We start from the raw sequence: 24,989 nt of genomic DNA, 5'->3' as shown, positions 1-24,989 counted from the left end.
GTTCAAGCTCAATGTCGCTGGATCGGCTAATTGAGCTGCTCCTGGTAGAACTTTGCCTTGCTGGCCATGCTGGCTGCCTGCTCGTGCTTGCCCTGACGTGCATTGATGGTACCGAGTTTCAGCCACAACTCCGGGTTATCGGATTCAATCCGCAGGGCGCGTTCAATGGTCGATGCGGCCATGTCAAAATCGTTTTTTGCCATCGCCGCATCAGCCTGCCTGACCAGTGCCTGCACCGCCGGGGAAGATTTGTAGGTTTTGGTGGGGGAAACATCCAGCGCTTCTGTTTCCACGCCAGGCGCGTCGATGATGTCTGGCGTTTCCCGTGTGGGCGGCGGAGTCGTAACCGTTGGCCGTTTGTCCTGGGTTACAACTTTGGTGCTTGCCGTGGCAGGTGGCGTTTCCCGCGTAGGCTTGGCCGGAGGACGGGCAGGTGGCGGTGGCGTGGCGACGACAGGTGGCCTGCCGTTGCCGTATACCCGATCCTGCAACACATACGGGCTGGGTGAGCAGGCGGATAAAACACCCGCCATCAACAAACCGACTGCAAGGTTTCTGCAAAATATTGGCGTCATTATTGATCTCATTGCATCAGATTATCAATCCAGTTGGACGGGTCTTGTTTCTTTGCCGCAGGCGCTGGAGCGGGGGCTGTCGTTGCCGGGGCTGCAACTGGCTCTGGTTTTGGCGCGACCGGTTCCAGTGGCGCGCAATAACTGGTTTTCTGTGGCTGGCTACCCTTGATGAAAGGTGTCCGCACCGCTTTGCCGCAGTCAGGATTAAACCGCAAGCCCGAAGACTGATCAACATCAACCCATACCAAACGCGAAGAATTGGCCGTCTGGAGCGGCTTGGTTGGCAATACCCGGAACAGGTCTGACCAAACTTTCAATGCGCCGGTACCACCTGTCAGGTTGGTCGGTTTGTTGTCGTCACGGCCTACCCACACGGTCACCACATGCTGACCGGAAAAACCGGCGAACCAGCTATCTTTCTTGTCATTGGTGGTACCCGTCTTGCCCGCCACCTTTTTCCAGCCCGGCAAGGTTGAAGCGAGTTCCTTGGCAGTGCCTTCGATGGTATTACGGTGCAAGGCATATGCCAGCAGGTCGGCAGCTTCCGGGCTTGCCACTTGCTTGACCGTCAACGGGTAACGGGTCAGCAACTGGCCATGCAGGTTCATGACGCTACGGATTGCTTTCAGTGGGGAATAAGAGCCACCAGCCGCCAGTGTCTGGTACATCTGTTGCACGTCAATCAGCGGCAATTCCAGCGCCCCCAGCAAGATGGAAGGGTATGCGGGGATTGCCGAATTTATGCCCAATTCGTGCAGAGTCTGCACAACCTTGTCGACACCCAGATCAACCCCAATCCGTACCGCTGGGGTATTGCGTGATAAGGTCAGAGCTTTCAGCACCGTAACAGCACCCATACTGCGGTGATCATAATTGCGTGGCTGCCAGTATTTGCGGGAAGCCAGTTTCACCGTGACCGGGCCATCATTGATGCGGGTCGCCAGAGTATATTTGCGGGAGTTTTCCAGCGCCCGCAGATAGATGGCCGGTTTGACCAGCGAGCCAATTTGCCGCAACGATGTCAGCGCCCGGTTGTAACCCGCATAGCGGACATCCCGGCTGCCGACCAGCGCCATCACTTCCCCCCCTTGCACACTGCTGATGATCATCGCGCCGTTGAGTTTGCCCTTGCTGATACGGTTGGCTTTTTCGAGGCGGGCAACCCGATTTTGCAGGATAGTTTCCGCCGTCAACTGGACAATCGGATCCATGGCAGTGAAGATCATCAAACCCTGGGTGCGCAGGTCGTCTTCTTTGTAATCACGCTGCAACTGCTGGCGCACCAGATCCAGATAAGCGGGAAACGGGCTGTTGCCGGAAGGTTTTTTCTCAACCACGCCTAGCGGCTGAGCCAGGGCTTCCTGATAAGGCCCTTCGGTGAGGACACCACTCGTCCGCATGACCTGTAGCACCAAGTTACGCCGTTCCAGCGCCCTGTCAGGGTGCAAACGCGGGTCATAATAACCCGCACCTTTCGCCAAACCGATCAGCAAGGCAACCTGGTCAGCCTTCAATTCCCATATCGGGCGGTTGAAATAAAACTGGGCGGCCAGCCCAAAGCCATGAATGGCACGGTCACCATCCTGCCCAAGGTGGATTTCGTTTAGGTAGGCTTCCAGGATGTCCTTCTTCTCGTAGCGCATTTCCAGCAGGAAAGCCATGATGGCCTCCTTGATCTTGCGGTGCCAACTACGTTCATTGGTCAGGTAAAAGTTTTTCACCAGCTGCTGGGTCAAGGTACTGCCGCCCTGCACGGTGTGGCCTGCTTTCAGGTTAGCCACCATCGCACGGCCAATCGCCATCGGGTTGACCCCCTGGTGTTCGTAAAACTTTTTATCCTCAACGGCAATCAAGCCTTTGAGCAGAATTTCAGGCACATCTTTTTGCCTTATCAGCACACGGTCTTCATTGTGGCGCGGGTAGAAATTGCCGATGAGCACCGGTTCCAACCGCATCAGGTCGAGTGGGTTTTTACCATCGGCATAGGCCAGCGAGGCAATTTTACCATTGGCAACGGATACCTTGATGCTGCGTGCCGGTTCCTTGTCGTCCGCAAACTGGAAGCCGCGCGTATTGATGACGAACTTGTCGCCTTTGCGGAAATACTGCCCGGTTTCAACCGGCTCATCCACCTGGCGGTAGCTTAGCAGTTTCAGTTCCTGCTCCAAATGGTCAGCAAACAGTTGCTGGCCTTCGTACATGTCCAGCGGGCGGGCAAACACACGCGCCGGCAATTCCCAGCGGCGGCCTTCAAACTGCTCACGCACTTTTTCGTCCAGTTGCATGGTGTAGGCGATACCCGCCAGCAAACCCAGCACCAGCACCACCAGCAGCAGGATACGGAACACCCGCCCAAACAGCGCGAGCGTAAACCATAACCCCTTGAAGAAACGCCGCACAGACGATTCCTGTTTTACTTCCTGATTCAAGATATTTTCCTGCTATGCTTATATTTTCGGGTCATATTCTAGCAACTGGCATGTCCTTACATACACCTGACACCCTGTGGGAGGCAATGCAAAAACCTGCATTCTACCCACATACGACACACAATATACAAGTAATTCACACGCATATATCGACCATTTTCCTGACTGGCGAGTTCGCTTACAAGATAAAAAAGCCAGTTAATTTCGGTTTTCTGGATTTTACCCAGTTGAGTAAGCGGTATTATTTCTGCGCGGAAGAAGTGCGCCTCAACAGCCGCCTTGCCCCCAGGCTCTATCTTGGCGTCGTGCCGGTACTGCTTGTAGAGGGCAATTACCGCCTTGGCTCCACGGCAGACATGGATTCCGCCACTGTGGTCGAATACGCCGTCAAAATGCGTCAGTTTGACCCTGCGCAGCAACTGGATAGGCTGCTGGCGGCAAACCGGCTACCGCTGGAGGCAATGGATACCCTGGCAGACATTCTCGCCCGCTTTCACCGGCAGGCCGAACAGGCTCCCGCTGACAGCCCTTACGGCAAGCCAGACAGCGTGCTTGCACCCATGCTGCAAAATTTTGTCCTCCTGCGGCAAAACCTGCCTGACCCGGCCTTGCAGAAACACCTGAATGCACTGGAACACTGGACGCAGCAGGAATATGCCAGACTGCGTACAAACCTCCTGCAACGCAAACAGCGGGGTCATATCCGCGCCTGCCACGGCGACATGCATCTGGGGAACATGGCCCTGATTGACGGTAAAATCACCCTGTTCGACGGCATCGAGTTCAACGCTGAACTACGCTGGATTGATACCGCCAGCGACTGCGCTTTCCTGCTGATGGATCTGGAAGACCAGGGGAAACCTGCCTGGGCACACCGGCTACTGAACCAGTGGCTGGCGGCAACAGGCGACTACGAAGCGCTGCCCATCCTCAATCTGTACAAGGTTTACCGGGCACTGGTACGCGCCAAGGTGCAGGCATTAAGGCTCAGCCAGCTTCAGGATACGGATGAACGTGCCGACATCCAGTCACACTGCATCAACTACTTGCAACTGGCGGAAACCTACACCCAGCCCGCCCGCCCTGCCCTGCTGATTACGCATGGGTTGAGCGGTTCCGGCAAATCCTGGGGTTGCCATGCACTGGTTGAGGAACTGGGCTTCATCCAGTTACGTTCGGATGTGGAACGCAAACGGCTGGCGGGAATACAGCCCACCGAACGGCAGCAAGAGGCACTGGATCAAGGCATCTACAGCCCGGACATGAACAGGCTAACCCATGATCGGCTGGCCACCCTGGCCGTGTTGGCGCTACAAAGCGGATACAACGTGGTGGTAGACGCAACCTTCCTGCGAATGGAGCAACGCCAGCGTTTCCGGCAGCTGGCGCAGGAACAGCAGGCTACATTCCTGACCTTGCATTTCGAGGCCACACCCGCGCAACTGGAAGCCAACATCAAGCAACGTCAGCAACAGGGCAACGATGCCTCAGATGCCGATATTGCTGTGTTGCACAAACAATTAAGCCATTACAAACCATTGCAGGCAGACGAACCTTGTGTAACAGTTCACAGCAACGAAAGTTTACCGTTAGCGAGGATACAAGCCCTGCTTGGTCGCACCTAGAGACACAATGGAGTCCAACAATGAACATGAAGCACCTTTCCAGTAGCCTGATGACAGCTTTGGCCATGACTCTTGCGGCCAGCAGCCATGCCGATACCAAGCTAACCTACACCGATACCGGATTCGCCCCGCAGGATCGCCAGACTGTCATCCAGATTCATGGCGACAAAGTGCGCATGGGTGAAGTTGGCAGCGACATTTACTCCCTGTACGATAACACCAGCAAAACCCTCTACACCATCAACACCAAGACCAAGCAGTACATTGAAACCACCCCTGACAAGGTGCGTGAGCGCATGGCCAAGGTGGTGGAAATGCAAAACCAGTTCAAGGAAGACATGAAAAAGCAGATGGCTGCCATGCCGGAAGACCAGCGCAAGATGGTCGAGGAACGCATGAAGCAGACGGAAGAAATGATGAAAGCCCCGCCACCTGCCATCAAGATGGACAAAACCGACCGCAAGGAAACCATCCAGGGCATGGAATGCACCCTGTCCACCATCAAGGCCAATGACCAACCAGTACGTGATGTCTGTATTTCCGGCAGCGATTCCATGGACGCCGCCGACCACGCCATGCTGGTCAGTATGTTTGAATTTATGGATGGCGTCGCCGCCGAATCCGCCAAGGCACAAGGCGTAACCCCGCCAGCGGAAGGTTCCGCCAGCCTGCACAAGGATGGCCTCGCCCTGCGTATCCAGGCACTGCCGGAAGGCCCGCGCAGCGAACTGAGCAGCTTGTCGAAAGATGCCCTGAATGATGCTGATTTCATGGTACCGGAAGGTTTCACCATCTTTGAACCCGCTGCCGATGCGCCGCCAGCAGCCCCGCCTGCCCCGGCAGGCCAATCTGAACCGCCAGCCACTGGGAGCACCACCCCGCCAGCCCCAGCTCCTGCCAGCAGCGTACCAGCGGCTCCTGCTGTGCCAGCAACCCCGGCGGCTCCCGCGAACTGAAGACCCATGGCGCATATCAGCCGCAGCGCACTGGTTCCCTACAGTTCGGAACAGATGTACCGACTGGTCGACGACATCAAGCTCTACCCGCAATTTCTGCCTTGGTGCAGGAATGCGGCAGAGCACGAACGCGACGCCGATCAGGTCAAAGCCAGCATTGAAATCGCCAAGGGGGCGGTGAACAAGCAATTCACCACCCTCAACCGCCTGCAAAAGAACAAAACCATTGAAATGCGCCTGGTTGACGGGCCATTTAAACACTTACATGGCTTCTGGCGTTTTGATGAATTGAAGGCGGATGCCTGTAAGGTATCGCTGGATCTCAACTTCGAGTTTTCCAACAAGCTGCTCAGCATGGTGGTCGGGCCGGTTTTCAACCAGGTCGCCAACACGCTGGTGGATTCTTTTGTTGAAAGGGCGAGAAAAGTCTATGGCAAACCCTGAAACCATCCGCATCGAAGTCATTTACCCCTTACCGCACGAACAGTTGCTGCTGGAAACCCAGGTTCCGGCGGGGAGTAATATCCGCGACGGTATCCTCGCCTCCGGTATTCTGGAACGTTACCCGGAACTGGACATTGGCACGCTGGAAGCCGGTATTTTTGGCAAGATGGCCAAGCTCGACGTCCCGTTGCGTGAACGTGACCGCATTGAAATTTACCGCCCGCTGATTGCCGACCCCAAAGCCGTGCGCAAACAACGCGCTGCTGAAGGCAAGGTCATGAAAAAAGGTGGCGGGGATACAGACAACGGCGAGGCTGCCTGATGCACGGCATGGTTCCCCCCGACCCTTCCGGTGAAGGCGTTTCCCAGCCGGTTTACGCCACCGTTTACATGCCCAAGTTCAAGGCCAGCCGCAACCGCTTTCCCGCCAGTTGCGTCACGCCCTACTCCACGGAAACGGAAGCTGCCGACGCCGCCCAGGCTGACGACAAGCGTTTCCCCGCCCTTGTGCATGGCCCCTCCAAATCGTCGGAAGGGCAATACATCTTTTATCTGCTGAAATGGCTGTGAGCCATTAACCCTTGGCGGCGGGTGCAGCATCCACGCGGATGTCACGCACTACGCCGTTCTGGAAAAACACGGTCGCGCTGCTGCGTTGCGGCGGCTGACCCGGCGAATGCAGGTAAAACACATAATCCCAACGGCTTTTATGGAAATCATCCACCAACAAAGGCGTACCGAGCACTTCCCTCACCTGCGCCTCACTCATGCCTGGCCGCACCGTGGCCAACGCTTCACGGCTGATGTAATTGCCCTGCTGGATTTCCATTTTATAGGTATTGCAACCTGCCAGCAGGATGGCGCTGAGGGAAAGTGAAATGATAGGCTTTATCATGTTAATCTTGATTCGTCCAAAGTAAACATGGGCGACATAATAGACTATTCAGGATGGAGAGTGCAGGGTGGAAGAGCAGGATATTAAACGTGCCGGATTAAAGATTACACAACCACGGGTCAAGATCCTCGACCTGCTGGGCAATTCCCCCGAACATCACCTGAGCGCGGAAGACATCTACAAGTCACTGTTGGCCAACGGGGAAGAAATCGGCCTTGCCACTGTTTACCGCGTCTTAACCCAGTTTGAAGCCGCCGGGCTAGTCAACCGCCACCATTTCGAGGGCGGGCAAGCTGTATTTGAACTCGCCACCGACGAACACCACGACCACATGGTGTGCATGAAAACCGGCAAAGTCGTCGAGTTCTACGATGAAGTCATCGAACAACGCCAGCGCGAACTTGCCCGCAAGCATAATTTCCGCATCAAAGACCATTCCCTGATCCTGTATGGGGAATTCATCGGGGAAAATGACGAAATCGCGTGAATTTTTTTGCATTTGGCTGACAGGCAGGTATAATCCCGCGTTTTACTCACAGTGGATTTGAGACAGGATTTTTATGCCAAGTGTAAAAGTACGTGATACCGAGCCTTTTGAAGTTGCCCTGCGCCGATTCAAGCGCACCTGTGAAAAAGCAGGCGTAGTTGCCGAAGTCCGTGGCCGTGAGTTTTACGAAAAGCCCACTTCCGTGCGCAAGCGTATGCGTGCTGCTGCCGTCAAGCGCAACCTCAAGCGCATCTCCCGCGACCTGAACCGCCGCGTCCGTCTGTACTGATTGCTTGGCAAACACCCTGGGTTAGCCATGAGCCTCAAGGCGCAAATCACCGAAGACATGAAAGCCGCCATGCGCGCACAGGACAAGGCGCGGTTGGGGGTTATCCGTCTGATCCTGGCGGCGGTCAAGCAACAGGAAGTGGACACGCGCGTCGAGCTGGATGACAGCGCCATTCTGGTGGTGCTGGACAAAATGACCAAGCAGCGCCGCGAATCCATCCGCCAGTATACCGATGCAGGCCGTGACGACCTTGCCGGGCAGGAAGAATTTGAACTGGGCATTATCCAGACTTACCTGCCCCAGCCGCTAAGCGACAACGAGCTTGCCGACCTGATCGGGCAGGCTATCGCTGAAACCGGCGCGTCCTCCATGCGCGACATGGGCAAAGTCATGAACTGGCTCAAACCCAAAGTACAGGGCCGCACCGACATGGGCCAACTGAGCGGGCAAATCAAAAACCGCCTCAACGGCTAAGCAGCCAACCAATCACACGCTTTCAAGGGCGTCGACATGACCAAACTCAAAAACGACCGTTTTCTACGCGCCCTCCTGAAACAACCGGTAGACACCACCCCTATCTGGATCATGCGTCAGGCAGGCCGTTACCTGCCCGAGTACCGCGCCACCCGCCAGCAAGCGGGCAGCTTCATGGACTTGTGCAAAAATCCGGAACTCGCCTGCGAAGTCACCCTGCAACCGCTGGAACGTTACGCGCTGGATGCCGCCATCCTGTTTTCCGACATCCTCACTGTTCCCGATGCGATGGGGCTGGGGCTGTATTTTGCAGAAGGCGAAGGCCCACGCTTCACCCAACCGGTGCGCACACTGGCAGATATTGAAAAGATCGGCATCCCCGACCCGGAAGGCGAGTTGCGTTACGTGATGGATGCAGTGCGCACCATTCGCCGTGAACTGGACGGGCGCGTTCCCCTGATCGGCTTCACCGGCAGCCCCTGGACACTGGCCACTTACATGGTGGAAGGCAGCTCCAGCAAGGAATTCGCCAAGGTCAAAGGAATGCTCTACGGCAACCCTGCCGCCCTGCACCTGTTGCTGGACAAACTGGCCGACAGCATCATCCTGTACCTGAATGCGCAAATCGCAGCAGGCGCGCAAGCGGCCATGATCTTCGACACCTGGGGCGGCACACTGACCCCTTCCACTTACCGCGAGTTTTCCCTGCGTTACATGCAGAAAATCGTCGACGGCGTGCAACGTGAACGTGAAGGCCGCCGCGTGCCGGTCATCCTGTTCACCAAGGGTGGTGCGCAATGGCTGGAGCCGATGGCGGACACCGGCTGCGACGCGCTGGGGCTGGACTGGACTATCGACATCGGCGAAGCCCGCAGCCGCGTAGGCGACAAAGTAGCCCTGCAAGGCAATATGGATCCGTGCGTGCTGTATGCATCACCTGAAGTGATCCGCCAGCAGGTGGCCGACATTTTGGCTAGCTTCGGGCAAGGTTCCGGGCATGTCTTCAATCTGGGGCATGGCATCCATCAGCATATTGACCCGGAAAACGTGGGCGTGCTGGTAGACGCAGTGCATGAGCTAGGGCGGCAATATCACCGTCAAGCGTAGGACAGCATTTTCCCCGGAACATCTGTCGGGGCGTATTGCATACGCCCTTTTCCGCCTTATCTGTGCCTGATCAGCCAACAGCCGTGGATTTTCGGGTCACGCTGAAAATCCTCCGGCAGTGACTGTATCCGGTAGTCCTGCACCTGGTAATCCGCTTCAATCATCAGGTCGAGTTTGAACCTGCGGAAGTTATTGGAAAACACCAGCACCCCATCCTGTTCCAGTATGCGCATACAGTTGCGGATCAATTCCACATGGTCACGCTGCACGTCAAACACATCCTCCATCCGCTTGGAATTGCTGAAAGTCGGCGGGTCGAGAAAAATCAGGTCATAACGGCTCCGGCAGCGTTCCAACCATTCCACCGCATTGGCCTGGATGAAACGGTATTTGTAAGGCTCCAGCGCCAAACCATTCAGGTGGAAATTGTCTTCCGCCCAATCCAGGTAGGTGGCTGACATGTCCACGCTATCCACCCGTTTTGCCCCGCCTACCGCAGCATGGATGCTAACCGCGCCGGTATAACAGAATAAGTTCAACACGCTTTTACCGGCGGCATGTTGCTGCATCCAGCGGCGCATCGGGCGGTGGTCGAGAAACAGCCCGGTATCCAGGTAATCAATCAGGTTGACCTTGAGCTTAACGCCATGTTCGGTAACGGTCAGGGATTGTTCCGCCCTGCCCTGCTTTTCATACTGGTTGCGGCCTTTTTGTTGCTTGCGCTGTTTGAGGACGATGTGGTCGGGGCGTACTTCCAGCACTTCGGGCAAGGTCATCAGCGCCTGTTCCAGCCGTTGCTGCGCCACTTTTTCGTCGATGGTTTTGGGTGGGGCATATTCCTGTACGTGCAGCCAGTCAGCGTAACGGTCGACGGCGATAGCGTATTCGGGGATATCGGCGTCGTAGACTCGGTAGGCATTGCTGTCACCGCGCTTGATGAAAGGTTTCAGCTTGCGCAGGTTTTTCTTGATGCGGTTGGCGAGGTCTTCGGCAAACAGGTTGGCCGCACGTTCTTTCTGCTCCAGCTTATCGAAAGTGTAGAGCTTGCATTCGGTTTCGCCGTTGAGCAGGCGGTATTCCTTGCTGTAAAACAGGTTAGTGAGGGCAATGGGGGCTTTGGCATCGGTGAAGATGGCTGCGTGGAAGCCTGGCGGGAGGCTGGCAAGTTGTTCACCTAACGCGGTGTAGATGGGTTGCAGGGCGACGTTGGTGGTGGTTTCGTCGTAGGGAAGGTGGGTGATGGCCAGGCCGGTGGCTCCGTTCTCCTCCTCCTTCCCCAACCCTTCCCTCCCAAGGGGGGCAGGGAGCAAGAGGGATGGAAGCAACCCGGCAGCTTGCCAGTCGGTGCGGAGGTTGAGGAGGGCTGCGGGGTTGCCAGCGGCGCTGAAAGTGTAGCGGCTGGCACGTTCCAGACCTGCTGCTTGACGTTGGCGGGCGGCATCGCGCAGGGTTTCCCACAGGGTTGCATCGTGGCCGAGCCAGCGGCTGGTGACGGTTCTGCCGCGTAACAGGCCGGGGGCAATGTCGAGCGCCATGAGCGCGCCTTCGATCAGGAAAGTGCTGGGTGCACCCAGCGGGTCAAACAGGGTGAGGTGAGCGGCATCGCTGGCAAGCAGCACAGGCCACCCGGCGCGGATCAAGGCAGCGGTGGCAAGGTTTTCGCGCAGGGGGTAATGCGCATCCGGATCATGGTAGCCGCGCTGGTGCAGGCTTTGCTGGTTGAGTTCGATACCAATGCTGGCGTTGCCCTTGTGCAAGTTGACCGCGACCACGATATCGGGGTTATCGCTGACGCTGGGGCGTTCGCCGTGGCTGCTCCGGAACTGGTCGCCAATCTGGTCTTTCACCCATTGCGCGCCGAACTGGGTGTTGCGGATATCGTCATTACGCCCGAAAAAGCGCACTTTCAGGGTTCCATCCGGGTGCACATGCTGATCCCAGGGGATGGAATGGATCAGGGTTTGCAGCTCGGCCTGATCCTTGCCGTAGCCTTGCGCCAGTTGCAGGGTGGCGCGCGAGGCGAGGCGGCTCCACAGCATGGTGGTGTAACCGAAACGCAAATCGCCGCTTGCCTGCACACCGGCGTGGCCAATTTTGACCTGTTCAGCGCCGAGGGCGGTTAGCTCATCCGCCAGCAGTGGCTCAATGAATTGGGGGCAGGCGAAAAACCATTGCAGTGGTTGGGCAGTGTCTGATGGCATGGTAGTCGGAGGTCGGGCAAAAGCAGGAGTTTACCATTAATCAGTTTTGCAACAGCTGCGAAATTTACCCTTGGGGGGATCAGGCTTTACAAAAAGTATGGTGGATTCGTATCATAAGTGCATAACCCGTTAAGCAAGGCGGGATGCGGCTTTTCTCCATAGGACAGAAGCAAGATGTGGTAAAAAGCATCCCGAAAAACCACTGACGGGAGAACTTCATGGCTTACACACACCTTACCTCTGACAATGTGTTGGTGCGTTTTCTAGTGCAGGATGATGAAAAGCAGGCACACATATCTACCCAGTTGCTGATCGACGCAGAAGCTCGGAAACAACCATTATTTGTCAGTAATGTGGTCGTGCTGGAGTTGATGTGGGTGTTGCGAAGTGTTTATGAAGTGCCCCGTGATGCCATACTGGATTCCCTGAGCGAATTACTTTCCATGGTCGCGCTGGAGTTTCAGGATTCCCTGAGTATCCGTGATTTTGTCAGCATCGCCCAAAACAATACTTATGATCTGGCAGACCTGTTGATTTCTCAGGTTGCTAGAGGTAAAGGTTGTGACACTACGCTGACCTTTGGCAAAAAAGCTGCTAAAGCACCCAATTTCACCAAGCTATAATCACAACTCCCTTGAGAAGCGGAAGGGAAGCGGGCTACATGGAGTCACTCGTACAAGTGGAACACCCATCCAGATCGTAGTGGCCTTAGGAACATACACGACACAACCTCCCAATCACGAAGGCCTTCCCCTACGGAAGATATTTCGTGCATGTTCCTTAGCTGGCTTTTTTCAGTAGCAGGCGGGGAGCACGGTTAACAACCTTGCGGCTGGATTGCTGCTCACGCATTTTCAACGCTTCACAAATGGCTTTCAGGTCATTGTTGTACTTGGCCGCATGAGCTTGCCGATGCTTGCGTACTTCTTCAACGATTGGATCGTCCATCATGGCTTAACCTCTGATGCAATGTAAACAACGGCTTTCATGTGTATTTTAGGTATTGCTGAACTATCACGGCGATGGTAACAAATACAGGATAAAACCGGTACAACCATGCCCGACATCTTCATCAGCTACGCCCGCGACAACAGCCATGGCCAGCACTAATGCAAAAGCCATGCACATGACCGTTTTAGCAATGTTATATTCCCAGTATGCAGTTTGAAATTGTCAGGTTGTATGAGGAAATGATCACCGCTGAGAAAAAGCGCGGGTGACATACTATTCACCATGGCATCACGTCACAGGAGCAATAACCATGTACACTGTATACAAACTCGACCCGGCTGACTTGAACGAAAATTTCCTGCAAGCCCTGAAATTGTTGTTCAGCGGCAAGACCATTGAAATTGCCGTGCGTGAAGTGGAAGCAGCCAATGAAACCCACGATATATGGCAGGCTATCGAACGCTTCCGCCAGCAGATGAATCCCGCCGACTACCCGGATAATGAGGATATTTTCGCCGATGTCCGCGATCGTTCGGCAGGGCGCGAGGTGGTGCTGTGAGCATCCGCTATTTGGTTGATACGAATATTTTGTCTGAACCGACAAGGCCAGAGCCTGACCCAAAGGTGATGCAGCGCTTGAAGCATGAACGTCACCAAATTGCCACAGCCAGTGTTGTCTGGCATGAGTTGTTGTTTGGTTGCCAACGCTTGCCCCTGTCCCGCAGACGCAGCCAGATTGAAGCCTATTTTCAGAATTTGTTGCAGTCAGGTTTGTTGGTGCTTCCCTACACGCAGCCAGCAGCAGAATGGCACGCTACGGAACGGGTTCGCTTGACAGCCATGGGGCAAACGCCTGCTTTTGCGGATGGCATGATTGCAGCGACTGCCTTTCAGCATGAGTTGGTTTTAGTCACCCGGAATGTCGATGATTTTACGGGTTTCTCCGGTTTGCAGATTGAAAACTGGTTTGAGTGAATGCCCGACATCTTCATCAGCTACGCCCGCGACCACAGCCACGGCCAGCACTTGGCCGAACGCCTCCACGGACAACTGCGCGATGCCGGATTCACGGTATTTCGCGATGTGCATGGCATTGAGGCTGGCGACCCGTGGGTAGTGGCGCTGGAAGAGGCATTGGTAAGCAGCCGGATGGTGGTGCTGGTGGCGTCCGCCAAGGTGTGGACTTCCCGCTGGGTGCACAACGAAATCAGTCTGGCGGAGGAAAAGAACATCCCGGTCATTCCGGTGCTGGCGGAGCCAATCTCATTGCCCTTGTGGATGCGGCATTGGCAGGCGCTGGATTTCAGCACGCGGGTGGATTGGGCGGTGTTGCTGGCGGCGGTGCGGAAGAAAATCCCCCCTGTCGCCCCTTTGACAAAAGGAGAAACCAAACCTGTCTGGGCGTCCAGCGAGGGGACGGATGCGTTTGGGCGCTATGTGGATTTGGCGGTGGCTGGCGTTACCCAGCGGATGCGCTGGATCGAACCGGGAACCTTCCTGATGGGTTCGCCGCCGGATGAGGCGGGGCGCGGCGCGAACGAGCTTCAGCATGAAGTGACGCTGACACGCGGGTTCTGGCTGGCGGATATAGTCTTTTCATTTTAGTCAGCTACAATAGGACGGATGATCAACTTCCCCATCCTTCATCATGCCGACTTACTACTCTAAGGATCTCCGTGAACGTGTTGTTGCTGCCTATGACAAGAGCAAACATAAATCCCACGTTTGTGGGACGTTTTCCATAGCCCGCAGCACCCTGGACAAATGGTTGGCCCTGAGGGAGGAAACCGGCAGCCTCCAACCCCGGACGCATCCCCGCCCTGGGCACAGCCATAAGGTGAAAGACGTTGAAGCTTTTCGCCAATGGGTGGAGAGCGAAACCCCGTTTGAACGCATCGAGGATTTGCTGCCACGCTTTGAAGCGCATTATGGCAAGGCCATTTCTTATCGTGGCCTGCATAAATGGCTGCAACGGATCGGTTGGAGCCATAAAAAAAACGTTCTTTCTACCAGCAAGCCAAACCGCTAGACCGCTGGGTTTTCCTGTGGCTACTTGGGCATCTGGAGAAAAAATACGGTCAGGATCATATCCTGTTTGCGGACGAGGCAGGATTCTACAGTACCGAACGCTATGAGTGGGGCTGGGCAAAAAAAGGGGAGCCTTGTGACATCCCCCGCCCTGGAGGCCGGGGACATAAACGCAACTGGATCAGCGCTATCCGCGCCTCTGATCAAAGCTGGCAAATGCCGTGGGTAGTGACCGGCAACATTAACCGGATGATTGTTGAACAATGGTTGGAAGCCTTGGGAAAATCGTTGCAGCAAGGTCAGGAAAAGCCCAAACCTTATGTGCTTGTCTGGGACAACGCGAGCTTCCATTTAGGCGGTGACCTGGAGGCGATTGCCATGAAATACCAGATTCGTATCATTCAGTTACCCGCTTATTCGCCTGATCTCAACCCCATCGGGCAATGCTGGGCAACCTTGAAACATTATGCGCGTCTGGCCATGGGAAAAGGTAGCACCCTGGACGACGCGATTGATTACGCATTCAACAGACAAAGTGTAGCCGACTAAAATGAAAAGACTATACGGCCTGCACGCAGGCGTTGTGGCAGGCGGTGATGGGCGGCAATCCGTCCCACTTCAAAGGGGCGGAGCATCCGGTCGAGTCGGTGGACTGGTACAAGGCGCAGAAGTTTTTGCACAAGCTGAGCGGGATGGTTACCGGTTTGAATGCGCGGCTGCCGACGGAGGCGGAGTGGGAATACGCCTGCCGGGCGGGGACGACGACAGCGTTTGCGTTTGGCGGTACAGGGGTTGCGCGGCGGTTCGTGGGTGAACGGCAGCGAACAAGCACGCTCGGCGGCGCGTTAACTATAAGTACTCCGGCAAAAGTTTTTCGGAAGAATGGTTTCTATAAAATCAATTAGTTATGATTTAAAAGTTCCGGGAAACTTATGCCTAAGTACTTAGTTCAGCGACATGGCTTCTTCCACAACCCCCCATCCTTTACTTCTGACCACTTACTGTGAAATCCTTCGCCGAGGTAATTGTTATTATTCAACCAATTTTGTATGCCATTTGTAATGTCATTCAGTTGGTCGCAACGATATTTGTGGTATTGATCTCCTTCAGATCTGAAATCGTAAGTAAATAAAATAGCTTTGGTAGATAAAGTACTAATTTGCTCCTTATCAAGCCAAGAGTATTGAGACTTCGATATTTTTGCTGGACTATATTCTGGTGAGTTTGAAACATCATTAGGCGTTAAGCTAACTAAGTGTGCCTTATCCTTGAGAGATGGATATTTTCCAAAAAGATCCTCTAATTTTTTGAAAGATAGCACAGGAGCACCTCCTGTATAAAACATGGCATCAACTTCATCTAATAATACTTTACAAATGCCTTCGGCTGGTGTCTCATTTTCGGAAATTAAATTGTTGTTCGGATAATTTTTTACGATTCCAGTAATATTATTTAGTATATTGACGGCGGAGTAATGTCCGCCAAATTTCATTTTTCCATAAGATATCCTCTTATCCTTAAGTTCATCTATATTGTTTATAGATTTTTTTGCGAACAAGTGTATTTCTTGATCGTAAAGTGATGCAAGTGGCTTTATCTTATCGACAATATTTTTAAATTCGGGATTGACTCTTGCCCATTGAATAAAATCACCTTGAATTAGACCAAATGAATATGCTTTATCTGGACTTCTTACCTTCCGAATATTGTCTTCAGAACCTTCAGTTTCTTGAACTATAATGTTGATTCCATATGGTCTCATTATTTTTTTAATGTCACATCCAATATCATAATATGTAGTGCCTTGGTAAGCTGCTGCAAGACCTATATTATCTTCCCAACCAGAAAATACTGATGAGGGTGATCTATCTGAGCAGTTGTCATGCTCTAAAGGGCCGAAAGGTTTTGAGGGTTCATTCATCCCTCTATTAATGATATCTACGCATTCAGCTAAGCTAGGAATGCTTTGCCCTGAAAATGGTTGTGATGGAGTGTTAGGGGGTTGTGATGGAGTGTTAGGGGGTTGTGATGGAGTGTTAGGGGGTTGTGATGGAGTGTTAGGGGGTTGTGATGGAGTGTTAGGGGGTTGTGATGGAGTGTTAGGGGGTTGTGATGGAGTGTTAGGGGGTTGTGATGGAGTGTTAGGGGGTTGTGATGGAGTGTTAGGGGGTTGTGATGGAGTGTTAGGGGGTTGTGATGGAGTGTTAGGGGGTTGTGATGGAATACGACTTCCAAACAATGCAATGCCAATCAATACACATCCGACAAATATAGCGAAAAAACGACCAATATTATCAATTTTTTCACTAATCATAGGTGCGAACAGGCCAGAAGCAAGGAACGCAATGCCTACTAACGTTATTAATAAATTTGACTTATTATTTCCAACAATAATTATTATTAACAGGAAAATTACTGCCATTAGAACAGGAAAAGAGTACTCCTTAACTGATTCAAGAAATTTGATTAACACTCTTTCCAGCATTTCCATTCCAGCACATCCTTCCTATAAGTTGGCCTAATGGTCGGGGACACATAACTCACATGATTGTAAGTAAATTTGTTTAGTTTTTTTATAATTTTTACTGAATTTAATATTTATTTTTCTGTTGGGTGTATTTGATAATTTTAATGGTCACTTGACTGGTCATGGTAAGCAAGCACAACTATTTTGCCGCTGGGGGGAATGGCTCATGTCCGGGGTAAACCTGCTAGAATCCGCACTTTGCCAACACAAGCCCGCGAGGTAGTTACCCAACGGCTGAACTAAACGATGATAAAACCATTATCAAACACCTGTTGGAGCATTTTGCCAGCATTCCATCGGCAACCGGAGAGGTGGAACTGGAAACCATTTTTGACGACCCTCAGGCGCGTTATCAGGTGATCGCCCAGGGTTGGCAAGATAAAAGACGCACTCATGGCTGTCTGGTTCATATTGATGTGAAAGGCGATAAAGTCTGGTTGCAGCATGACAGCACCGATGCAGGCATCGCCGATGAACTGGTGGAACGTGGTATTCCCCGTGAGCGTATTGTGTTGGGATTCTTGCCGGAATCCGTGCGCTCCCATACCGGTTTTGCAGTGCATTAAAAACCAAAAGCCAGACCTGCATCAGGGAAGGATAAAACCTGCTAGAATCCGCACTTTGCCAACACAAGCCCGACTACCCCCATGGACAAATTCATCCGCGTTCGCGGCGCACGCACCCACAACCTGAAAAACATCGACGTCGACCTGCCGCGCGACAAACTGATCGTGATCACGGGCTTATCGGGTTCAGGCAAGTCCTCGCTGGCGTTCGACACAATCTTCGCGGAAGGGCAGCGGCGCTACGTGGAGTCGCTTTCCGCCTACGCCCGCCAGTTCCTGTCGATGATGGACAAGCCGGACATCGACCACATCGAGGGGCTGTCCCCGGCGATTTCCATCGAGCAGAAAACCACCTCGCACAACCCGCGCTCCACCGTCGGCACCATCACCGAGATTTACGATTACCTGCGACTGCTGTTCGCCCGCGCCGGTGTGCCGCGCTGCCCGACCCACCACGTCGACTTGCAGGTGCAGACCGTCAGCCAGATGGTCGACCAGGTGCTGGCCCTGCCGGAAGGCAGCAAGCTGATGCTGCTTGCCCCGGTAGTGCGCGAACGCAAGGGCGAACATGTGCAACTGTTCGACTCGCTCAAGGCGCAAGGCTACCTGCGGGCGCGGGTGAATGGCGTGGTCTACGACCTTGACGTGCCGCCCACGCTGGAATTGCGCAAGAAACACACCATCGAAGTCGTCATCGACCGTTTCAAGGTGCGCGACGACATGCAGTTGCGCCTCGCGGAATCGTTTGAAACCGCGCTCAAACTCGCCAGCGGCCTCGCCACGATAGCGTGGATGGACGGCGACGGCGAAGACACGATGTTTTCCGCCAACTACGCCTGCCCGCACTGCGGCTGGTCGCTGCCGGAACTGGAGCCGCGCCTGTTCTCCTTCAACGCGCCCGCCGGGGCCTGCCAGACCTGCGACGGGCTGGGCGTGGAGCAGTTTTTCGACCCGCAGCGGATCATTTCCAACCCGGAACTGAGCCTCGCGGGCGGCGCGGTGCGCGGCTGGGACCGGCGTAACGCTTACTACTTCCAGATGATGACCTCGCTGTCCGACTATTACGGTTTCGACGTGGAACAACCGTGGGAAGAGCTGCCCGACGCGGTGCAAAAGCTGATCCTCCACGGCAGCGGCCTGAAGGAAATCGAATTCACCTACCACGGCCAGAAAGGGCAGGTCTACCAGCGCAAGCACCCGTTCGAAGGCGTGCTCAACAACCTCAAGCGCCGTTACCGCGAAACCGATTCCGGCGCGGTGCGCGACGAACTGAGCAAATACCTCGCCACCCGCCCGTGCCCGGACTGCGGCGGCACCCGCCTCAACGAACAGGCGCGCAATGTGTTCATCGCCGGGCGCAATCTGCCGTCCCTCACCGGCATCGCCATCGGTGACAGCCACGCCTTTTTCCACGCCCTGCAACTGCCCGGCACGCAGGGCAAGATCGCGGAAAAGATCGTGCGCGAAATCACCCTGCGTCTCGAATTCCTGGTCAACGTCGGGCTGGACTACCTGACCCTCAGCCGCAGCGCCGAAACCCTGTCCGGCGGCGAAGCGCAGCGCATCCGCCTCGCCTCGCAGATCGGCGCGGGGCTGGTCGGGGTCATGTACGTGCTCGACGAACCCTCCATCGGCCTGCACCAGCGCGACAACGAGCGCCTGCTGAAAACCCTGTTCCGCCTGCGCGACCTCGGCAACACCGTGATCGTGGTGGAACACGATGAAGACGCGATCCGTTTCGCCGACTACGTGCTCGACATCGGCCCCGGCGCGGGCGTGCACGGCGGCCAGATCGTCGCGCAAGGCACACCGGAACAGGTCGCCTCGGCAGCAGGCTCCACCACCGGCGAATTCCTTTCCGGGCGGCGCAAGATCGACATCCCCGCCGAGCGCACCCCGTTCAACCCGCAACGCACCCTCAAACTGATCGGCGCAACCGGCAACAACCTCAACGATGTGACGCTGGAAATCCCGCTCGGCCTGCTCACCTGCGTCACCGGCGTCTCCGGCTCCGGCAAATCCACCCTGATCAACCGCACCCTGTACCCCTACCTCGCCCGCCACCTGCACGACAGCAACGTGAAAGCCGCCCCGGTGCGCGGCATCGAAGGGCTGGAACAGATCGACAAGATCATCGACATCGACCAAAGCCCGATCGGGCGTACCCCGCGTTCCAACCCCGCCACCTACACCGGCGTGTTCACCCCGATCCGCGATATGTTCGCCGCCACGCAGGAAGCACGTTCACGCGGCTACCTGCCCGGAAGATTCTCCTTCAACGTCAAGGGCGGGCGCTGCGAAGCCTGTTCCGGCGACGGCGTGATCAAGGTCGAGATGCACTTCCTGCCCGACGTGTACGTCACCTGCGAAGTGTGCGAAGGCAAGCGTTACAACCGCGAAACCCTCGACATCCGCTACAAGGGCAAAAACATCAGCGAAGTGCTGGACATGACGGTGGAAGACGCCACCGAGTTCTTCGCCGCCGTGCCCGCCATCCACCACAAGCTGCAAACCCTGATGGACGTGGGGCTGTCGTACATCACCCTGGGGCAGAATGCCACCACGTTGTCCGGCGGCGAAGCGCAGCGCGTCAAGCTGGCCAAGGAACTCTCCAAGCGCGGCACCGGCAAGACCCTCTACATCCTCGACGAGCCGACTACCGGGCTGCATTTCCACGACGTAGACCAGTTGCTGCAAGTGCTGCACCGCCTGCGCGACGGCGGCAACACCGTGGTGGTGATCGAGCACAACCTCGACGTGATCAAGACGGCGGACTGGGTGGTGGATCTGGGGCCGGAGGGGGGCAGCCGGGGTGGGCAGATTATTGCGGTGGGGACGCCGGAAGATGTCGCCAAAATGGAAGGGTCGTTTACCGGGAAGTTCCTCAGGCGGATGTTGTGATAGAGTAGCAATCATGTAAAAAATTACTGCCGGAATGAGGTGGATTATGAATACCCAGGCGATGATGGAAGGGCTTTCATCCCTTCCTCCTGATGCGCAACAGCAAGTTGCCGATTTTATTGAGTTTCTGAAAACCCGTTACCAAAAAAACAAACCTGAAAAGAAGAAAGTAGCGCGTACCCCTTTGTCGCAAGAGGCATTCATTGGTATGTGGCGTGAACGTCAGGATATGCAGGATAGCAGCCAGTGGGTGAGGGAATTGCGTCGCAAGGAATGGGGCTGAGGATGTCAGACTTTACGCTGGTTGACACTGACATCCTGATTGATGCTGGTCATCAGGACGAGTTGGCCGTTGAGGTGCTGCAAAATATCGAAGCAACTTCGGGCTTAGCTATCAGCAGTGTGACCCAGATGGAATTAGTGGTTGGTTGCCGGAACAAGACTGAACTGCGTGAACTTGCCAAATTTCTACGGCGATTTCAGGTCATTCATTTATCAAAAAAGGCTCAATATGCGTTTCAGGGTCTTATCCCAACAGCAGCGAAAGCAAGGACTGTAAGGCAGCTTGCCCCCGTTTCCTGATGTTGTGAAGAGACTCGAAGAATGCAAGGTAACACGGTAGCTTTTCTTGTGAGATCCCCCGATGAGGTCGTAACCATGAGCGTAACAGTGACCAAAAACCTTCCATCGTATTGACGTGGACTTCATGGAAACCGTCACCATCTTCGTCACGGGCATATTCGCCTGCGCCATGGTTGACGGTTTTGTGGGCATAGCCCCATTCTTCCAATCGGCTGTAAATGTTGTACTCATCGGTGTAGACCAGCGTGCCTGCTGCCACCGTTTCCACAATCAACGGCTTGATCGTCGTCTGTTTCACATTCGCCAGCATACGGATCACGACCTCCCCGGAACGCTGGATCATGCCGAAAATGGGTGGTTTGTCCTTTTCCAGTGTCCCACGCCCCGGCGCACCTTTCAGGGCGCGGCGGCGACCTTCACGCCCAGCATCCGCGACGGCTTCGGGGTTTCCCTTGTGTCCAGCCTTGACATAAACCTCATCAAATTCAACATTCCCAAACAGGTTTACTGGCGTTTTTTTTCTCGACACCACGCCGTAACTGTTCCGTCATCGCCTGAACATCATCCTTGTTCAACCCCAATTCGCGGGCGATTTGTTGGTTGGACAGGTTCAACGACATCAGGTACAGGCACAACACCCACACCTTCAGCGGCTGGTGGTGGCCTTCAAACACCGTTCCCGTCAGGTCATCAAAACGCTTTTGGCAATCCTTACACTGGTAACGCTGGCGTTCCTGCTGGGTGTCATCCTTGCCTCGACGGATAGTGTCCTGTGAACCGCAGTGCGGACAAATCACCCCATTAGGCCAACGCACGGAACGGACTTGCTCGAAACAGGCGGCATCACTGGTCAGGCTGGAAATACTGATGAGCGAGGTCATAAAGCCTCTCCTTGGCTATCGGAAATGACTAACTTTACCGCTATCCATCACGTTTGCAATGCCGGGGAAAACAAGACCCTGAAACGCATATTGAGCCTCAAAAAATATTTCACAGCGAGGGGTGGAACTGCTACAGCAATACCGATTGAGCCACGGATTGTTGATTCCTGATGGACTGATAGCAGCTACTGCGATAGAGGCAGGTATTCCATTGATCAGCAAGAATCAGAAAGATTATCGGTTTATCCAAGAGTTACAGTTGTTGCCTTATCCACCATAAGGCGGGCGCTGCGAAGCCTGTTCCGGCGACGGCGTGATCAAGGTCGAAATGCACTTCCTGCCCGACGTGTACGTCACCTGCGAAGTGTGTGAAGGCAAACGTTACAACCGCGAAACCCTTGACATCCGCTACAAGGGCAGGAACATCAGCGAAGTGCTGGACATGACGGTGGAAGACGCCACCGGGTTCTTCGCCGCTGTGCCCGCCATCCACCACAAGCTGCAAACCCTGATGGACGTGGGGCTGTCGTACATCACCCTGGGGCAGAACGCCACCACCCTGTCCGGCGGCGAAGCGCAGCGCGTCAAGCTGGCCAAGGAACTGTCCAAACGCGGCACCGGCAAGACCCTCTACATCCTCGACGAGCCGACCACCGGGCTGCATTTCCACGATGTCGACGAGTTGCTGCAAGTGCTGCACCGCCTGCGCGACGGCGGCAACACCGTGGTGGTGATCGAGCATAACCTCGACGTGATCAAAACGGCGGACTGGGTGGTGGATCTGGGGCCGGAGGGGGGCAGCCGGGGTGGGCGGATTATTGCGGTGGGGACGCCGGAAGAGGTGGCGGAAGCGGAGGGGTCGTTTACCGGGGAGTTTCTCCGGCGGATGTTGTGATGTGCCTGAAAGAAATAGGGGCAGCACCCTGCCCAGTGTAAAGCTCTCGTTCATAAAATATATTTTACTATTCCCATAAGAATATTTGTATCTGGTAGGCAACATGAAAACAATAATGGGAGTTCTGCTATTTCTTCTTTCTGGGTATTTTTCTGTGGCATGGGCTACCGAGAAAGTTGTTGCTCCCGGCACTGGCACGCTGTCTGCCGCCATTGCCAATGCTTCCAACGGTGATACCCTGGTTTTGCAAGGGGGTAGTTACTATGGTGATTTCACGATTGACAAGTCATTAACCCTAAGAGCCAGTAACCGTTCTACCGATGCACTCATTGCTGGAATTGGCGCAATCCAAGGGGAAGGAATAAAAGTCACTATACAAGGCATCAAGTTTTCCCAATCACTGAATCTTGTTCAGGCTGCTGATATACGTTTATTACAGAATCATTGGTTAAGCGGGATTCCTGATGGTAGTAACTACAAGACAAGTGAAGGTGATGGCAGCCTTATAATCATTGGCAATACACTTAATAATGGCAATATCACAAGCTACATTGATAATGCTTATATAGCAGGAAATACCTTTTTAAAAGGTGGGATTTTTTCATTCAATTCTATATGGGTAATTGGTAATAATATTGATGGAGGAATAAGTGGCTCAGGGAATTCTATAGTGCGTATTTTAGGAAATAGAATAGACTGCAAAATTATTGATTCAAAATATTGTTTATTTATAAGCTCGCTGGATAATTTGATTAGTAATAATATTATACTAGATAAAATGTCTGCACCACGTGAACATGATGCAGTGATTTATATAAATACTAACATTACGGATGTAATTAGCTTCAATTTTACCAATAATATTATTCATGCAGATTCAAGTACGACTAGTGATTGGTATGGTTTTATAGGTAGCTATAGTAATACTATCAGGGGTAATATATCTGGAAATATTATTCGCGGCATAAATCGACCAATTGCAATTTCCTCTTCAATAAAAATAGCCAATAATATTTGTTTTGAAATAACGGATCCATGTCCATCAGGCGATGGAAACCTTAATGCAGATCCAAAATATGTGGATACAATAGATTTTAAATTGGCTGCTAATTCTCCGGCTATCAACGCTGGGCCATCAGATTACCAATATGCTGATCTTGACCGGTCCCGTAATGATATTGGCGCTTATGGCGGCCCATGGAGTATTGAGCAGTATGATATTCAACGAGATCCTAATAATTTGAAACCTTACGTCTATCCATTATTCAAGGGAGGTTCGGCATACAGTGATGGGGATTTGGAGGTTCAAGCGATAGGCGTGGCCAAACTACGCTAACTGCATAATAACAAAAAGAAGCGTCAGCACATGCGGTTATTACTCAATATTCTCTTTGTGATCCTGTCGTGCCTTACCGGCGTATGGCAATCTTCTGCATTGGCGGCAACATTGGTCGCAGCTGAAGCATTCATTGACAATCCCTCAAAAACCGCCGGTACGGGAACCTCCCTTCCCCTAGATGAAGCGCTGTCCGATCCGCTGCGCACAGCCAAAGGCGTTGTTGACATCTCAGCATTGGCGGAAGGCCCCCACACTTTGTATGTCCGGTTCAAGGATGATAAAAATGACTGGTCAACGCCATTAGCAGTGGGTTTTTTCATTGCGGAAGGTTCTGTCGGTGGAACCCTGCCCAGCGGCAACAACAGGATTGTCTCGGCGGAAGCTTTTATTGATACCGATCCTGGAAAAGGTAAGGCAACACCGGTTGCAACCGCTAAAGACGGAACCATTGATGGTTCATCCGAGATTTTGGGTGGAGCCATACCACTGACGGGTCTTGATGTTGGGGTGCATGTACTGCATACGAGGACACTGGATGCCACCGGGGTCTGGTCGCAAACGTTCAGACAACCCTTTTTTGTCCCTGTTTTGCAGAATGGCGGCTCGGGTAATCCGGTTACGCTGGCTGCTGCTGAAGGTATCCTGGATTCAAGCACTACCGTCTATCTTTCTGCTACTGATGGCGCATTTGATAATGGGGTTGAAACTACATCATGGATAGCATCCGTAACCAATGGTTACCACTCGGCTACCATACGATTCAAGGATCAGTACGGCCTTTGGAGTGGGAGTGGGGATATAGTCTTTTCATTTTAGTCAGCTACAATAGGACGGATG

28 protein-coding genes and 3 pseudogenes are annotated in these 24,989 nt (G+C 53.9%); 24 read left to right on the top strand and 7 right to left on the bottom strand.

Annotation, left to right across the window (positions count from 1 at the left end; genetic code table 11):
* Window positions 1-26: 26 nt before the first annotated feature.
* Both THINI_RS23845 and mrcB read right to left on the bottom strand, forming a co-directional pair.
* Complete coding sequence (locus tag THINI_RS23845) at window positions 27-575, bottom strand: tetratricopeptide repeat protein (RefSeq protein WP_002710454.1); 549 nt, start codon at window positions 573-575, stop codon at window positions 27-29.
* An 8-nt stretch (window positions 576-583) separates the two neighbouring features.
* Window positions 584-3,004: a penicillin-binding protein 1B gene (gene mrcB / locus THINI_RS20645; protein ID WP_002710453.1), complete on the bottom strand. Its 2,421-nt coding sequence runs from the start codon at window positions 3,002-3,004 to the stop codon at window positions 584-586.
* Between the two features lie 227 nt (window positions 3,005-3,231).
* On the opposite strand from mrcB, the gene THINI_RS20640 reads away from it, so the two are divergent.
* Genes THINI_RS20640 through THINI_RS20620 form a run of 5 tightly spaced genes read left to right on the top strand, consistent with a single transcriptional unit; the run spans window position 3,232 to window position 6,599 of the window.
* Window positions 3,232-4,629, top strand: coding sequence for a bifunctional aminoglycoside phosphotransferase/ATP-binding protein (locus tag THINI_RS20640; RefSeq protein WP_211207002.1), 1,398 nt, complete (start codon window positions 3,232-3,234; stop codon window positions 4,627-4,629).
* A 20-nt stretch (window positions 4,630-4,649) separates the two neighbouring features.
* A complete protein-coding gene (locus THINI_RS25415) occupies window positions 4,650-5,585 on the top strand; it encodes a hypothetical protein (RefSeq protein WP_002710451.1) in 936 nt (311 codons plus the stop codon).
* Between the two features lie 6 nt (window positions 5,586-5,591).
* Window positions 5,592-6,029, top strand: a complete 438-nt coding sequence (locus THINI_RS20630) for a type II toxin-antitoxin system RatA family toxin (protein WP_002710450.1) — start codon at window positions 5,592-5,594, stop codon at window positions 6,027-6,029.
* Complete coding sequence (locus tag THINI_RS20625; protein ID WP_002710449.1) at window positions 6,016-6,351, top strand: RnfH family protein; 336 nt, start codon at window positions 6,016-6,018, stop codon at window positions 6,349-6,351. Before THINI_RS20630 ends, THINI_RS20625 begins: the two co-directional genes overlap by 14 nt.
* Window positions 6,351-6,599 (top strand): hypothetical protein, encoded by a 249-nt coding sequence (locus THINI_RS20620; protein ID WP_002710448.1) that lies wholly within the window; start codon window positions 6,351-6,353, stop codon window positions 6,597-6,599. Before THINI_RS20625 ends, THINI_RS20620 begins: the two co-directional genes overlap by 1 nt.
* 4 nt (window positions 6,600-6,603) lie before the next feature.
* Here the strand turns inward: THINI_RS20620 and THINI_RS20615 are convergent, their stop codons facing one another.
* Window positions 6,604-6,924 carry an outer membrane protein assembly factor BamE gene (locus THINI_RS20615; protein WP_002710447.1) on the bottom strand — a complete coding sequence of 107 codons (321 nt, stop codon included), beginning with the start codon at window positions 6,922-6,924 and terminating at the stop codon, window positions 6,604-6,606.
* Between the two features lie 67 nt (window positions 6,925-6,991).
* Between THINI_RS20615 and fur the strand changes: the two genes are divergently transcribed.
* The 4 genes from fur (at window position 6,992) to hemE (ending at window position 9,281) form a co-directional block, all read left to right on the top strand.
* Entirely contained in the window at window positions 6,992-7,411 is a 420-nt protein-coding gene (gene fur, locus THINI_RS20610) for a ferric iron uptake transcriptional regulator (protein ID WP_002710446.1), read from the top strand.
* Between the two features lie 73 nt (window positions 7,412-7,484).
* A complete protein-coding gene (rpsU, locus tag THINI_RS20605; protein ID WP_002710445.1) occupies window positions 7,485-7,700 on the top strand; it encodes a 30S ribosomal protein S21 in 216 nt (71 codons plus the stop codon).
* Between the two features lie 27 nt (window positions 7,701-7,727).
* Entirely contained in the window at window positions 7,728-8,174 is a 447-nt protein-coding gene (locus THINI_RS20600; protein WP_002710444.1) for a GatB/YqeY domain-containing protein, read from the top strand.
* Window positions 8,175-8,210: 36 nt separating this feature from the next.
* The gene (gene hemE, locus THINI_RS20595) at window positions 8,211-9,281 is read left to right on the top strand and encodes a uroporphyrinogen decarboxylase (RefSeq protein WP_002710443.1); all 1,071 of its coding nucleotides are present in this window, start codon (window positions 8,211-8,213) and stop codon (window positions 9,279-9,281) included.
* Window positions 9,282-9,337: 56 nt separating this feature from the next.
* On the opposite strand, the gene rlmKL is transcribed toward hemE, so the two are convergent.
* Window positions 9,338-11,482 carry a bifunctional 23S rRNA (guanine(2069)-N(7))-methyltransferase RlmK/23S rRNA (guanine(2445)-N(2))-methyltransferase RlmL gene (rlmKL, locus tag THINI_RS20590; RefSeq protein WP_002710442.1) on the bottom strand — a complete coding sequence of 715 codons (2,145 nt, stop codon included), beginning with the start codon at window positions 11,480-11,482 and terminating at the stop codon, window positions 9,338-9,340.
* A 218-nt stretch (window positions 11,483-11,700) separates the two neighbouring features.
* On the opposite strand from rlmKL, the gene THINI_RS20585 reads away from it, so the two are divergent.
* Entirely contained in the window at window positions 11,701-12,105 is a 405-nt protein-coding gene (locus THINI_RS20585) for a type II toxin-antitoxin system VapC family toxin (protein WP_002710441.1), read from the top strand.
* 157 nt (window positions 12,106-12,262) lie between these two features.
* Here the strand turns inward: THINI_RS20585 and THINI_RS25835 are convergent, their stop codons facing one another.
* Entirely contained in the window at window positions 12,263-12,433 is a 171-nt protein-coding gene (locus THINI_RS25835) for a hypothetical protein (protein ID WP_002710440.1), read from the bottom strand.
* 310 nt (window positions 12,434-12,743) lie between these two features.
* On the opposite strand from THINI_RS25835, the gene THINI_RS20580 reads away from it, so the two are divergent.
* The 6 genes from THINI_RS20580 to THINI_RS20555 are packed head-to-tail and all read left to right on the top strand — an operon-like array spanning window position 12,744 to window position 15,366.
* Window positions 12,744-12,992 (top strand): hypothetical protein, encoded by a 249-nt coding sequence (locus THINI_RS20580; protein WP_002710439.1) that lies wholly within the window; start codon window positions 12,744-12,746, stop codon window positions 12,990-12,992.
* The gene (locus tag THINI_RS20575; RefSeq protein ID WP_002710438.1) at window positions 12,989-13,408 is read left to right on the top strand and encodes a type II toxin-antitoxin system VapC family toxin; all 420 of its coding nucleotides are present in this window, start codon (window positions 12,989-12,991) and stop codon (window positions 13,406-13,408) included. The genes THINI_RS20580 and THINI_RS20575 overlap by 4 nt, the downstream gene beginning before the upstream one ends.
* Entirely contained in the window at window positions 13,409-14,038 is a 630-nt protein-coding gene (locus THINI_RS20570) for a toll/interleukin-1 receptor domain-containing protein (protein ID WP_040839657.1), read from the top strand.
* A gap of 43 nt (window positions 14,039-14,081) precedes the next feature.
* Window positions 14,082-14,462 carry a helix-turn-helix domain-containing protein gene (locus THINI_RS26805; protein WP_040838909.1) on the top strand — a complete coding sequence of 127 codons (381 nt, stop codon included), beginning with the start codon at window positions 14,082-14,084 and terminating at the stop codon, window positions 14,460-14,462.
* Between the two features lie 14 nt (window positions 14,463-14,476).
* Complete coding sequence (locus THINI_RS26800; RefSeq protein ID WP_081485833.1) at window positions 14,477-15,010, top strand: transposase; 534 nt, start codon at window positions 14,477-14,479, stop codon at window positions 15,008-15,010.
* Window positions 15,011-15,042: 32 nt separating this feature from the next.
* Entirely contained in the window at window positions 15,043-15,366 is a 324-nt protein-coding gene (locus tag THINI_RS20555) for a formylglycine-generating enzyme family protein (RefSeq protein WP_281054682.1), read from the top strand.
* 44 nt (window positions 15,367-15,410) lie between these two features.
* On the opposite strand, the gene THINI_RS25410 is transcribed toward THINI_RS20555, so the two are convergent.
* Window positions 15,411-16,952, bottom strand: a complete 1,542-nt coding sequence (locus THINI_RS25410) for a TAXI family TRAP transporter solute-binding subunit (RefSeq protein ID WP_002710437.1) — start codon at window positions 16,950-16,952, stop codon at window positions 15,411-15,413.
* 287 nt (window positions 16,953-17,239) lie between these two features.
* Between THINI_RS25410 and THINI_RS20545 the strand changes: the two are divergent.
* From THINI_RS20545 to THINI_RS25405, 4 genes and pseudogenes are all read left to right on the top strand, one after another.
* Window positions 17,240-17,554: pseudogene (locus THINI_RS20545) on the top strand (element excision factor XisI family protein); the annotation flags it as partial.
* Window positions 17,555-17,635: 81 nt separating this feature from the next.
* On the top strand, window positions 17,636-20,455 hold the full coding sequence (gene uvrA, locus THINI_RS20540) for an excinuclease ABC subunit UvrA (RefSeq protein ID WP_002710435.1): 2,820 nt from the start codon (window positions 17,636-17,638) through the stop codon (window positions 20,453-20,455).
* Between the two features lie 46 nt (window positions 20,456-20,501).
* Window positions 20,502-20,738, top strand: a complete 237-nt coding sequence (locus THINI_RS20535) for a DUF2281 domain-containing protein (protein ID WP_002710434.1) — start codon at window positions 20,502-20,504, stop codon at window positions 20,736-20,738.
* 2 nt (window positions 20,739-20,740) lie between these two features.
* Window positions 20,741-21,037: a PIN domain-containing protein gene (locus tag THINI_RS25405; protein WP_154724468.1), complete on the top strand. Its 297-nt coding sequence runs from the start codon at window positions 20,741-20,743 to the stop codon at window positions 21,035-21,037.
* On the opposite strand, the pseudogene THINI_RS27410 reads toward THINI_RS25405, so the two are convergent.
* Window positions 20,982-21,918: pseudogene (locus THINI_RS27410) on the bottom strand (IS1595 family transposase). The gene THINI_RS25405 and the pseudogene THINI_RS27410 sit on opposite strands and share 56 nt — an antisense overlap.
* Window positions 21,919-22,039: 121 nt before the next feature.
* Between THINI_RS27410 and THINI_RS24585 the strand changes: the two are divergent.
* The 4 genes and pseudogenes from THINI_RS24585 to THINI_RS20510 all read left to right on the top strand — a co-directional run bounded on the left by THINI_RS24585 (window position 22,040) and on the right by THINI_RS20510 (window position 24,968).
* Entirely contained in the window at window positions 22,040-22,198 is a 159-nt protein-coding gene (locus THINI_RS24585) for a PIN domain-containing protein (RefSeq protein WP_245536663.1), read from the top strand.
* Window positions 22,199-22,813: pseudogene (locus THINI_RS20520) on the top strand (ATP-binding cassette domain-containing protein); the annotation flags it as partial.
* Window positions 22,814-22,916: 103 nt separating this feature from the next.
* Window positions 22,917-24,149 (top strand): right-handed parallel beta-helix repeat-containing protein, encoded by a 1,233-nt coding sequence (locus THINI_RS20515; protein ID WP_002710433.1) that lies wholly within the window; start codon window positions 22,917-22,919, stop codon window positions 24,147-24,149.
* A 30-nt stretch (window positions 24,150-24,179) separates the two neighbouring features.
* Window positions 24,180-24,968: a hypothetical protein gene (locus THINI_RS20510; RefSeq protein ID WP_040839647.1), complete on the top strand. Its 789-nt coding sequence runs from the start codon at window positions 24,180-24,182 to the stop codon at window positions 24,966-24,968.
* Window positions 24,969-24,989 lie beyond the last annotated feature (21 nt).

The organism is Thiothrix nivea DSM 5205 (assembly GCF_000260135.1).
Taxonomy (GTDB): domain Bacteria; phylum Pseudomonadota; class Gammaproteobacteria; order Thiotrichales; family Thiotrichaceae; genus Thiothrix; species Thiothrix nivea.
Note: the sequence above shows the minus strand (reverse complement) of the source record. Positions and strands in the feature narration are given on the sequence as shown.